Below are 11,731 nucleotides of genomic sequence, written 5' to 3'. Positions count from 1 at the left end.
AGGTTTTTGTATAAAAACACATCTGAAAATCCTAAATTATTCATAAGACGTGTAACCGCCAAATGACAAACCGCATAGCCAGAAAGGAAAAGATAATTACAGTAGTTGGAGCAAATTACATCAGTTATGGTGTGGTACTAGATTTATTATCAAAAGCGTTTGAGCCATACTGTAAGAGTCCCTTCACAAGAAAACAATTCCAAGTAAGTATTTGGGAGAACACCCATGCAACTGCAGGCGTCATACTAACCGTACTGGGAATAGAAGCATATAGAAATAGAATCGCTTATTTGGATAAACGCAAGATTGGGAAAAACGTAGCATCGGATCTAAGTACAATTTTCAAGAAAAAAGCGTCTATTTTTCCGACAGGAAAATTTGAAGAAATTATAAAGGAAGTCATGATAATGAGGGATTCGATCGCACACAACCACATTTACAAAGTTGAAGTACATTACAGCCAAGACTGGACAATGTTGGGACACAAGCAGAAATTATTAGATGGCTATGGAGATTCTAAGCGATTCAGTGGCAGTGTCGTAGAAAAAACCAGAAAGACAAAGGTGTTAAGATTTAATGTTCAACCAGCTAAGATAGGATTTGAAGATCTATTCACACTTTTGGCAATTTTTGATCTGTTTGTTGGAATTTCACAAAAAGTTCTTGGTAATGCTTACCTCCCATTCAACCTCTCATATGAGCTCAACGGACACTGGGAGGATAATTTATCAAAAGTTTTGGCATATTATTTTGAACTGATCCCAAATCCAAAATTCAAAAAACAATTCAACTCTATTCTGAAAAGTCTCAAAGCCGATTTTTCAAGTTTCATAGATTCTCTAAATACTTGGGTCATAACAAACATTTGTCCAAGATGTTACACGTTTGGGATTGATAAACCTAACAACGTCGTAAAGTGTAGCAAGTGCACATTTGGAGTGCAGGTGATTCATTGATATAATTTATTTATTTTTCCTCCTCCTCGCTTCCTATTCGATTTGCCCCCTGAAATAATTATGATGACATCACCCCCCTACCGGGATTAAAATAATATTGTTCCTTCCTCAGTCAACACCTCTAAAAATTAACGCGGGTGGTCACCGCTTAATTCTCGCCCAGGAGGTTCGCCATGAATCTCTCATCCTTTTGGTTGGTCGGAATGATGCCGGTCCAGCTTCTACTGGTGCTGGCGGTCGCGTTTTTTGCGTTTATCATCGGTCACCATCTCCTTAAAAAGATCGGCCGGCCGCTTCCGGTCATAGCCCAGGCCGCGCTGATTTGGTTTACGGCCTACGGCATTCTGAAAATCATTGTCTGGCCGCCCCTGCCATCCAGCCTGATCTCTATCTATATGGGCCTGCTGACGGTCGTCGTGTTTATTCTCATCTCTTCCACGAACCGATCATGGGATGAGTTCAAACAGACCATCATGGACACGCTCCTGGGAAAAAACCGAGGATATCGGATCGCACGGGCTGCGATTGTGTTCGTCCTGCCGCTTCTGGCCGGCATCTTGACCTATCGGTTCGTCAATCCGGCGATCGAAGCTCCTGTCGAATTGCGAACTAGTCACGCTGCGTCTCCGGCCGTCATCACGGTCTACCCGCCGGAATACTTTATGCCGAAGAAATCTTGAACTTGACTATCGGTGAATGGTAGGGGCACGGCGCGCCGTGCCCCTACACGTTTTGGACGGTGCTCGCACTCTGTGTCTGCCGTTGGATGGGGCTATTGAAAAGAAGCCGATAGAAGGAGTAGATTGGAAACAAGAGGCCCGTATGGAACGATCCGCTCAATTGAACTTTATTCAACAACAGGGCTTTAGGAACGCCACCGCTTCGGCCTGTGAATTCCAGTACACTGCGCTGATGGTTCAGCCGAGGCTGATCGGGATCATCGTGGTCTCCGGTTTGGTCTTTCAAGCGTGGCCCGTCTTCCTGACTCTCTCGGCCGTTCTTTGGTGGAACGTGCTCCTCCCCGCGCTGAATCCGATCGATGCCCTCTACAACGGCCTCATCGCCGGCCCGAAGGGGCTCCCGCGACTGACGCCCGCGCCGGGGCCGAGGCGCTTCGCGCAGGGGATGGCGGCCTCCTTCATGCTCGGGATCGGCCTCTCCCTCCTATTAGAATGGCTGGTCGCGGCCTGGATTCTGGAAGGCTTTCTCGTCGTGGCGTTGGGCGCGTTGATCTTCGGAAAGTTCTGTATGGGATCCTATATCTTTCTCCTCCTCCGGGGCGAGGGCTCGTTTGCGAACCGCACGCTGCCATGGACCCGGAGCGCCGATTAAAAGATCATCTCTTTTGGGGTTGCCCCCTCCTCCGCGCCTGCCGAGGGAAGTGGGGGAATAGATATGGAGGAAGCGCGATGAATCGTTTTTCGTTTTGTTTAATCGTAATGACGGCGGTTTTGCTTTTCAGCCTCCCGGCCGCCGAGGTCCGGGGGCAGGAGGAAGCGGCCGGGATGAATCCGTCCAGGCCGCCGGTGATCCGCACGCACGGCGCTGCGGCGCTGACGGTCGAGCCGGATCGGGCCGAGATTCAGATCGGCGTGGCCACCGAAGATCCGAGCGCGCAGACCGCCGCGCAAAACAACGCCGCGCAGGCCGATGCGGTTCTCAAGTCCCTTCACGAGCTTCTCGGACGCGACGCGGACATCAAAACCGCCGGTTACTCGATTGATCCCGTCTATACGAGGACGCGGAACGGGAGCCCGAGCATCACCCATTACAGGGCCGTCAACATCATCCTCGTCAAGACGGATCAGATCAAACGGGTCGGCGAAATCATCGATCGGGCAAGCCAGGCCGGCGCCAATGAGATGCAGGGGCTTCAATTCAGCCTCAAGGATGAGGCCGCGGTGCAACTCAAGGCCTTGGAACAGGCCTCCCGGGAAGCCCGGGCGAAGGCCGACGCGATCGCATCCGCTCTCGGCGTTAAGATCAAGCGCATCCTCGAGGTCGAGGAAATCGAACAGGGTCCGAGGCCCTTTTTCCGCAACCGAGCCTTCGCCGGGGTCGCGAAGGAGGCCGCGGCGACGCCGGTCGAAGCCGGAACATTGGACATCGACGCCGCCGTCACGCTGACCGTGGAGGTGATCCGTTAGGAGTGACCGATGAAGGGGTCAAATCCGCTGCAGTACAAGCACCTGATCGCACGGTATGAGCAGATGGATTCCGACGCCCTCGCCCGAATCTATTTAGGCCGACCGGATGATCTTTTAACGCAGATGCTTTGGGTGGCGCTGGGAAGAATCTTTTGTTACTGTCCCCTCCTTCGCGCCCGCCGAGGGACGGGAATATCGTGCAGGAATGAAAAATCGTTCCGCCGATTAAGACACCTCGACCCGGTTCCGGCCCCCTTCCTTGGCGCGATAAAGGGCCTTGTCGGCCCTCTTCAGACATTCCTCGATCGTGGCGTCGGCCGGGACGAGGGCCGCCACGCCGATGCTGATCGTCCAGCGGATCTCGGCTCCCTCGGTCCCGACCTTCAGACCGGCCACAAACTGCCGAAGCCGCTCCGCCACGATTCGCGCGCCCGACGCGTCCGTCTCGGGAAGCAGAACGGCGAACTCCTCGCCCCCGATGCGCGCCAACAGATCGACCTCTCTCAGCTGGCTCCGGCCCGCCTCGCAAAAGGCCTTCAACACTTCGTCCCCCCGAGCATGGCCGTAGCAGTCGTTGATCCGCTTGAAATGGTCGATGTCCAGCATCAGGACGGAAAGGGGCTTTTCGTAACGGCGTGAGCGGGCATGCTCCTCCCGCGCCCGCTCGAAGAAATGCCTCCGGTTCGAGACCCCGGTGAGGAAATCGCGGCTGGCCAGATCCTTGAGGGATTGCTCCGTCCGCTTTCGCTCCGTGATGTCCCGGAAAAACCAGACCCGGCCGAGGTAGCGGCCGTTTCCGCCGCGCAGAACGGTTGAATGACGCTCCAGAGTCCGGCCGTCCTTCAGCTCGATCTCGCAATGGTCGTCCAGTGTGGGATCGGCATAGAGCTCCTTGACCCGCCGGAGGAAGGCCTCCGAATCCTTGACCCGCTCGACCGCCATCGCCAGGATGGGCCGATCCGACGTACCGACAACGGCGCCGACGCGGCCGGACCGGACGCGAGAGCTGGGAATCCCCAAAGCTTCGAGAAACTTCTTATTGATCGAGACCACGTTATTCCGCTCGTCGACCACGAGGATCCCATCCGGCGAGGCGTCGCGGATCGCCTCAATGAGGGAGTTCTGAAATTCCGCCCGGCGGGCCTTGGCCGGACCGGATACGGACTTCTTTCTTCGCGCCGTTCGCTTCTTCATCACCCGATCGATGAACCGCCTCCCTCCTCGCCCGGCTTCCTTCATCATGATACCACACAAACCCGGACCGGTTTTGTTCGCTTCTTATATTTTATGGCTCACGGCCGGCGGATTGGGAGGCGGCCTGAGCTTTTCGTTTCGCCTTCCTCGGCCGGAGGATCATCCCTCTCCGTCCCAGTCCTCGTCTTTGTAGTTTCGCTTCCGGATCAGGAAGCGGATGAAGCCCAGAACGGTGAGGACCGCCGCGAGGAGGAACAGAAGGACCGGGAGTTGGTTGCTCAGGTAGACGATCCAGGTCACCTCCTGTTTGAGCCGGTCCCGCCAGGCGGCCTCGAGCTCCCCGAAGGAGACCGGCAGCGCCCCCTCGACGGCGGCGTCGATCCCCTTTCCGTCCCGCAAGCCGTTCAGGATCCGGAGCAGCCCGGCGCTTCCGTAGCGCCGGACGATGAACTCCACGAAGCTCCGGCTCTGCTCGTAGGCCAGGGACAGGGCCGGGTCGTCCGCCGGGAAGGGCCCGGCCAGGGAACGGAAGGGAACCCAGCGTCCGGAGAGGACGGCCTGCTTGAGCCGCGGGCCGGTCCCCTCCATCAGCGGGATCTCGGCCGTTCCGCCGCTGACCCACTGGGCCGTCCCCTCGTCCAGCCACCGCGGAAGAGCCTCTTCCGGAATATGGCGGTGAAGGATGAGATGGGCCAGCTCATGGGTGAGGATCGGCTCGAGGCTGAAGGGATCGGTCCGCACCCGGCTGTTGTCGATCACGATCAGGCCGCGCCGGGGCGCGGCGAAGGCGACCGCGTAGGCCCCGGCCCCCATCTGGGCAAAAGCCTCCCGATCCTTGACGATCCTGATCTCCGGACGGTAGCCCAGGCGCCATCCCAGCCGGCTCTCAAGATTCCGAAGGACCCGGGGGTATGCCGCCGCCGTCTCCTTCGCCACGCCGCCGAGGGGCTCATCGTAACGGATGACCGCCTCGTTCGTTTCGACGGAACCCGTCTCGCCCCCGAGCGCCGGACCGTTCGGGAGCGCGGTAAGGGTTAGGATGAGAAGAAAAAGAGTCCGTATTACGGCTGGGATCGATGCCCGCAGGATCCAGTACCAGAAAAATCGGCCCGCGATCGAACTATTCATCCTGGATCGAATTCCGGCCGGCCTCCGCCGGCGGCTCCCCGCCGAACGCGTTCCACGTTAAACACACCGGCGGTCGGACGCTCGCTACAGTCCGACGCCGGCAAAAAGATCGCACGGCGGTGCGCCATGACCACCGCATCGGCCGCCGGGTTTAGCGGGTCAGCTTCTTGTATTTGATCCGGTGCGGCTGGTCGGCGTCCGTTCCGAGGCGCTTGTGTTTGTCGGCCTCGTAGTCCTGGTAATTCCCCTCGAACCAGACGACGCGGCTCTCCCCTTCGAAGGCCAGTATGTGGGTTGAGATCCGGTCGAGGAACCAGCGGTCGTGGCTGATGATCAGCGCGCAGCCGGCGAAATCGAGCAGGGCCTCCTCCAGCGCGCGGAGCGTCTCGATGTCGAGATCGTTGCTCGGCTCATCCAGCAGCAGGACATTGCCGCCGCTTTTGAGGACCTTCGCCAGGTGGACCCGGTTCCGCTCCCCGCCGGAGAGGTCCTTGATCCGCTTCTGCTGATCGGTGTTCTTGAAATTGAACCCGCCGACGTAGGCCCGCGAGGGGATCTCCCGCTTTCCGACATGGATCACGTCGGCCCCGCCGGAAATCTCCTCCCAAACGTTCTTTTTGTCGTCGAGCGTGTCGCGCGACTGGTTCACGTAGGCGATCTTCACCGTGTCGCCGATCCGAAGCGTTCCGCCGTCGGGCTTCTCGATCCCGGCGATCAGATTGAAGAGCGTCGTCTTCCCGGCGCCGTTCGGCCCGATGATCCCGACGATCCCGCCCTTCGGAAGGCTGAAGCTGAGGCCGTCGATCAGGAGGCGGTCGCCGAAGCCCTTTCTGAGATCGGCCGCCTCGAGGACGAGGTCCCCGAGGCGCGGCCCCGGCGGGATGACGATGTCCTTCGTCTCGTTTCTTTTTTGCGTCTCCTCCGACGCCAGGGCTTCATAGGCGCTCAGTCGCGCCTTGCTCTTGGCGTGCCTCCCCTTCGGCGCGGTGCGCACCCATTCCAGCTCGTGCTCCAGCGCCCGGCGCTTGGCCGTCTCCTGCTTCTCCTCCAGCGCGAGACGCTGCGTCTTCTGGTCGAGCCAGGAGGAATAGTTGCCCTCCCAGGGAATGCCCCGCCCGCGGTCCAGCTCCAGGATCCAGCCGGCGACGTTGTCGAGAAAATACCGGTCGTGCGTGACGGCGACAACAGTCCCCGGAAATTCCTTGAGGAAGCGCTCGAGCCAGGCGACCGACTCGGTGTCGAGATGGTTGGTCGGCTCGTCCAATAGAAGCATGTCCGGGGCCGACAACAGCAGGCGGCAAAGCGCCACCCGGCGCCGTTCCCCCCCGGAGAGTTTCGTCACGTCGGCGTCCCAGGGCGGGATCCGGAGGGCGTCGGCGGCGATCTCCAGCTGCCGGTCGAGCTCCCAGGCGTTGACCGCATCGATCCGTTCCTGAAGCCGGCCCTGTTTCTCGAGCAAGGCCGCCATCGCGTCGTCCGACATCGGCTCGGAGAACCGTGCGCTGACCGCGTTGAATTCGTCGAGCAGCGCCTTCGTGCCGGCGACCCCTTCCTCGACGTTGCCCCGCACGTCCTTGGCGGCGTCGAGCCGCGGCTCCTGCGGCAGATAGCCGATCTTCACCCCCTTGGCCGGTTTCGCCTCCCCCAAGAAATCGGGGTCGGCCCCGGCCATGATCCGGAGCAGGCTCGATTTGCCGGACCCGTTGAGCCCCAGCACCCCGATCTTCGCTCCGGGATAGAACGAGAGCGAAATGTCTTCGAGGATTTTCCGCTTGGGGGGAACAACCTTCGTCACCTTGTTCATCGTGTAAATAAACTGATACGTCGCCACGTGAGTTCCTTCCTTGGGTTCAATGGAGTAGGATGCGGGGATCGCGTCCGCCGACGTCCTTCGGGCGTCGACCCATCATAGTCAGACCCCTCCCGGATGTCAAATTCCGAGGGATCGGCCTTGAACGCCGAAATCCTTCCGCGCGTTGCTTTGGCCCGCGGGAGTTGCTATGATCGTGCCGTTGTTCCGGCGGACACACGATGACCGGCGGGGAGCTTGTTTCATGGCCCTGATTCATCGTCGCGGGCCCGTCATAGGGATGGATCGCCATGAAGCGCATTAAATTGGTTCTCAACGAAGTTCAATGGGCCCTGGCCAAGGAAATTCTGGCGGAGGCCGGGATCCCGTTTTCGATCCTCAACGAGCAGTTCTCAAGCCTGTACCCCGGCCCGGCCGTGGGCGCGTTCGCGAGAGAGATCGTCGTCGCGGACGAGGATGACGAGAAGGCCCGCGAACTGCTCGATGGATTTTTTAAACCCATGTGAGAAACAGTATAGGATTCTCCGCAATAATTATGTTATGATCTCATCGGCATTCTGAACGGCCGGGGCTTCGGTCCCGATACCCATTCAATGAAGCGGGGGATGACGACGACATGAGCCGAAAAACCAAGGACAAACCCAAACGGAAAACCTCCGGAAGCCGCGCTTCGAACCGGACCGTCGCGATCGTGGTCGCCGCGTTGGTCGTGCTCGCCGGCGTCTTCCTCTATATGAATCGTCCGGAAACGATGAAGACGGTCACCAAGGCGGACCTTCATGTGAATCCCGAAACGCTTCCCGGCATTCAGTCGGGCGACGCGCCCTGGAAATCGGAGCTCAATTACCTTCGCGACCGCTTGAAGATGATCGGCCTGCCCGCGCTGCTCGAGGAGGGCACGGCGATGCACGTGCACCAGCATATCGACATCTTCATTCACGGGAAACCCGTGCCGGTTCCGGCCATGATCGGCGTGAACGTGGTCGAACGGTACATCTCGCCCATCCACACGCACGACGAATCGGGCGAGATCCATATCGAAGCGCCCACCGTTCAGGACTACACCCTCGGACAATTTTTCGACATCTGGGGGGTCCGATTCACCGCGAAATGCATCGGGGGCTATTGCGAGGACGCCCAAAACGCGATCAAGGTTTTCATCAACGGCGGCCCCGTGGCGGGCGATCCGAGACTCATCGGGCTTTCGGATCACGAGGAAATCGTCGTCGCGTACGGGAGCGCCGCGGAATTGCCGAACCCGGTTCCCTCCGAACATCAATTCTCGCCCGGAACCTGACGGACGTCTGATACAGACGATCCTTTGAGAGCGGACTCCGGCGGGCGGCCGGAGGCGGGGCGCCCTGTCCGCCCGCAACGGAAAGGCCAAGGGGTTTTTCGTGCGGTTCACCGGAAAACCCTCTGAGAGCTCGGAGTGAGGACGGATGTGGCTGCCGAAGGACAGGACCCGCCGGTGCAGCAGGATCAGATCGTTTCCATCAGGCGACGGCGCCCCCGCAGCTGCTGCCCGCGCCGGCGGTGCATCCGAAGCAGTGGGAGGCGAAAAGGATCCGGCGGTTCATGAGTTTGTCGAAATCGAAATTGAAGACCGTCATCGGCTCGCCGGCCCGGACCGGCATCTCCGCCATCTGGTTAAAGTCGCAATCATAAAGTTGTCCGTCGTAGCCCACGCTGAGAAGCGAGCGGCACATGACCCCCTCGGCGGCGGACGGGTTGAACGCGTTCAAAAGCTTCGTCATGTACGCTTCGTACGTGCCCAGATGCTCCAGCTGTTTTTTAAACCGGTGGATGGGCATGTTCGTGATCGTGTAGAGCCGGTTGAACACAATTCCGAACTCCTGATGCAGCCGGCGCTTGAAATCCGCCTCCAGGCCGGCCTGCGCCGCGGGGAGAAAAGCGCCCACGGGGTTGTACACCAGGTTCAAGACCAGCGGGCCGCCTTCTTTTCCATACCCCTGCGCGTTGAGCCGCTTCAGGCCCTCGATGCTTTTTCGGAAAACCCCCTTTCCCCGTTGTTTGTCCGTGAAATACTCCTGGTAGTACGGCAGCGAAGAGATCACTTCGACTTGATTCCGCGCAAAAAACTCCGGCAGGTGCTCTTTCGACGCCTTCGTCCCCGGGTGGCCGTCGAAGGTCACGGTCAGGTTGTGGCGGACCATGACGTGCTTGCCGATCGTTCTCGCCTCCGTCACAAAATAATCGAAGTGGGGGTTGAGCTCGGGGGCGCCGCCGGTGATGTCGAGGTTCCGGATGACGCCATGGTCCCTCAGGATGTTCAGGCATTGGTCGACCGTCCTGCGGTCCATTTCCTCGGTGCGATAAGGGGAGGCGTCGACGTGACAGTGCTGGCAGGCCTGATTGCAGAGTTTCCCCACATTGACCTGGAGCGTCTCGACGGAAAGGGGGGCCAGCTTCAACCCGTGGCGGTCGAGCACGGCCGCAAAGGGATAGCGGATTTCGTCCTGCATCCGGGCTATCCTCCCTGGCGCTCGAGGCCGTTGTGCATTTGAACGGCATGAACGAGCGTCATGCCCGCTTCCATCGCGGCCGCGACATGGACCGCCTCGGTCATCTCTTCCGGGTTCGAGCCGGTCTCCAAACACTGGGTGGTATAGGCGTCGATGCAGTAGGGGCATTGCTTGACATGGGCCACGGCGAGCGCGATCAGCGCCTTTTCCCGCTTGGTCAACGCGCCGTCCTTGCCGGTCGCCTCGTTATAATAATCGAAGAACTTTTTCATCAGGTCGCCCGCAAACTTTCCGACCTCGGCAAAGCGGCTCAGATCTTTCGACTGGTAGTAATCCGCCATCTCGCGCTCCTTTTATCTTTTGTGTCTTCCCCAAGGGTGAATCCCGCCGCCGCGACAAACGCCCGTCCGGGCGGGGGCCATTTTTTCTTCATGCTGTCTATTATAATGACCGCGCCGTTCCAATGGAAGCCTTAATTGAACGATTTTGAAATACGCCCGCTCGGCCGGCGCGGACATAAAAACTTGACATCGGCCCTCGTTTTGATTAAGTATGGTCTATCTGATCCGGATCGGCTTGGAGGCTCGACGGCCCGATGGCCGGCGTCATCCATCCTTACTCTCCGGGGCGTTCGACCCGGGCGGGTCCGGCGGACAATACAAGCCAGAAAAGAAAGAAGAAAGGAGGAATCTATGTGGAACTGGAACTACGAGTCGGAGGATAAGATCCTGCCGCAACCGAGGAATCCTTTGGAAGGGAACCCACCGGTCAAACACAACCCCGAATCAAGGAGGGAGAAAATGGGACAAGTCGCGATCATCGGTCAATCCATCCAGATCAAGGGCGAGCTGACCGGCAATGAAGACCTGACCATCGACGGCACCGTCGAGGGAAACATCCAGCTCAAGGAAAACAGTCTCACCATCGGCCCCAACGGAAACATCAAGGCGGACATCAACGCCAAGAAGGTCACGATCATCGGGGAAGTCCAGGGCAACGTCACCGCGGAAGAAACGGTCGAGATCCGGGAGACCGGAAAGCTCCGCGGGAATATCACCGCGCCCCGCCTGGTGATCGCGGACGGGGCCTTCTTCAAGGGCAGCGTCGAGATGGAAAGAAAAGCCGGCCCGGCGAAGGACAAACCGCATCGCGACGACAGGCCGGCTTCAAGGCCCGAGCTGCTGGCGGTGAAACCGTAAGGATGATCCATGCTGATCCCCGGACTACAACTTTCCACCTCGCGCGCCGGGACCGCGAGGGACGCGCCGGGCCGTTCGGGGGAAAGCGCCTCTCCACAGACCTACGCCACCAATAATCTCAAGCGGCTGCTCCAGATGGTTTCGGGACTTCCGAAACCCCATGTCCTGGATCTGGGGCGCTTGAGCGGTCCGAACATCGAGTGGCTGGTCCAGAGGGGTTTTAAAATTTACGTGGACGACCACATCTCGTCCTTAAAACCGGCGCCGCCTCCTTCGACCGCGTCAAGAAGCGAAAAAAAGAAATCCTCTCCGCCGCTCCTGGAACCCCTGGACTACGCCCCGGCCTTGTTTGATGCCGTGCTGTGCTGGGACATCTTCGACTACCTTGCTCCCGTCCAGGCGCAGGATCTCGTCGCCGGGATCTCCCGAACCCTGAAACCCAAGGGGCTTCTGCTGGCCTTCTTTAACTTCAACCGCAGCTCCCCCCCGCCCCCTGTCCGGTACCGGATCCTTCATGCCGACCGGATCGAATATGCGCCCCTCGGGATCCCTCCCATCTCCCGACGGGTTTACGAGAACCGCGAAATCCAGGAGCTGTTCCCCGGGTTTGACACCGTCAACTCCTGTTTTCTGAAGAACCAAATGCGCGAGGTCTTGGTTCAGCGACACGCCGGATAGGCGTCGCATGCGGTTCGGTCTGCCGATGGATCGGAACGATATTGCATCCCTTCCCGTAAAAATAATATAATCTAATTCAACGGACCCCTTGTGCGGATCCCTCGGAACGGCGGCTCCGCCGTCGCCCAACATC

General features: G+C 59.0%; 13 protein-coding genes. 8 read left to right on the top strand and 5 right to left on the bottom strand.

The features are described 5' to 3' along the window. Nucleotides 1–62 precede the first annotated feature (62 nt). The 4 genes from VLY20_01345 (at nt 63) to VLY20_01330 (ending at nt 3,103) form a co-directional block, all read left to right on the top strand. Nucleotides 63–956, top strand: a complete 894-nt coding sequence (locus VLY20_01345) for a hypothetical protein (GenBank protein HUK55285.1) — start codon at nt 63–65, stop codon at nt 954–956. 173 nt (nt 957–1,129) lie between these two features. Then, nucleotides 1,130–1,636, top strand: coding sequence for a hypothetical protein (locus VLY20_01340; GenBank protein ID HUK55284.1), 507 nt, complete (start codon nt 1,130–1,132; stop codon nt 1,634–1,636). Between the two features lie 142 nt (nt 1,637–1,778). Further along, nucleotides 1,779–2,288 (top strand): DUF4395 family protein, encoded by a 510-nt coding sequence (locus tag VLY20_01335; GenBank protein ID HUK55283.1) that lies wholly within the window; start codon nt 1,779–1,781, stop codon nt 2,286–2,288. A 77-nt stretch (nt 2,289–2,365) separates the two neighbouring features. Beyond that, nucleotides 2,366–3,103, top strand: coding sequence for an SIMPL domain-containing protein (locus tag VLY20_01330; GenBank protein ID HUK55282.1), 738 nt, complete (start codon nt 2,366–2,368; stop codon nt 3,101–3,103). Nucleotides 3,104–3,328: 225 nt separating this feature from the next. On the opposite strand, the gene VLY20_01325 is transcribed toward VLY20_01330, so the two are convergent. The 3 genes from VLY20_01325 to ettA form a co-directional block, all read right to left on the bottom strand. Further along, nucleotides 3,329–4,345 carry a diguanylate cyclase gene (locus VLY20_01325; protein HUK55281.1) on the bottom strand — a complete coding sequence of 339 codons (1,017 nt, stop codon included), beginning with the start codon at nt 4,343–4,345 and terminating at the stop codon, nt 3,329–3,331. Nucleotides 4,346–4,456: 111 nt separating this feature from the next. Beyond that, nucleotides 4,457–5,425, bottom strand: a complete 969-nt coding sequence (locus tag VLY20_01320; GenBank protein ID HUK55280.1) for a peptidase MA family metallohydrolase — start codon at nt 5,423–5,425, stop codon at nt 4,457–4,459. Nucleotides 5,426–5,576: 151 nt separating this feature from the next. Then, a complete protein-coding gene (gene ettA, locus VLY20_01315) occupies nt 5,577–7,256 on the bottom strand; it encodes an energy-dependent translational throttle protein EttA (protein ID HUK55279.1) in 1,680 nt (559 codons plus the stop codon). Nucleotides 7,257–7,525: 269 nt separating this feature from the next. Between ettA and VLY20_01310 the strand changes: the two genes are divergently transcribed. Beyond that, nucleotides 7,526–7,741 (top strand): DUF2007 domain-containing protein, encoded by a 216-nt coding sequence (locus VLY20_01310; GenBank protein HUK55278.1) that lies wholly within the window; start codon nt 7,526–7,528, stop codon nt 7,739–7,741. Between the two features lie 110 nt (nt 7,742–7,851). After that, a complete protein-coding gene (locus VLY20_01305) occupies nt 7,852–8,532 on the top strand; it encodes a hypothetical protein (protein ID HUK55277.1) in 681 nt (226 codons plus the stop codon). A 199-nt stretch (nt 8,533–8,731) separates the two neighbouring features. Here VLY20_01305 and arsS read toward each other — a convergent pair whose 3' ends face one another. Together arsS and VLY20_01295 are read right to left on the bottom strand one after the other, a co-directional pair. After that, the gene (gene arsS / locus VLY20_01300; protein HUK55276.1) at nt 8,732–9,721 is read right to left on the bottom strand and encodes an arsenosugar biosynthesis radical SAM (seleno)protein ArsS; all 990 of its coding nucleotides are present in this window, start codon (nt 9,719–9,721) and stop codon (nt 8,732–8,734) included. Between the two features lie 5 nt (nt 9,722–9,726). Beyond that, nucleotides 9,727–10,062 (bottom strand): arsenosugar biosynthesis-associated peroxidase-like protein, encoded by a 336-nt coding sequence (locus VLY20_01295; protein ID HUK55275.1) that lies wholly within the window; start codon nt 10,060–10,062, stop codon nt 9,727–9,729. Between the two features lie 351 nt (nt 10,063–10,413). Between VLY20_01295 and VLY20_01290 the strand changes: the two genes are divergently transcribed. Further along, complete coding sequence (locus tag VLY20_01290) at nt 10,414–10,920, top strand: polymer-forming cytoskeletal protein (GenBank protein HUK55274.1); 507 nt, start codon at nt 10,414–10,416, stop codon at nt 10,918–10,920. 9 nt (nt 10,921–10,929) lie between these two features. Then, on the top strand, nt 10,930–11,598 hold the full coding sequence (locus VLY20_01285; protein ID HUK55273.1) for a hypothetical protein: 669 nt from the start codon (nt 10,930–10,932) through the stop codon (nt 11,596–11,598). Nucleotides 11,599–11,731: the final 133 nt, after the last annotated feature.

The organism is Nitrospiria bacterium (assembly GCA_035517655.1).
Lineage (GTDB): Bacteria > Nitrospirota > Nitrospiria > JACQBZ01 > JACQBZ01 > JACQBZ01.
Note: the sequence above shows the minus strand (reverse complement) of the source record. Positions and strands in the feature narration are given on the sequence as shown.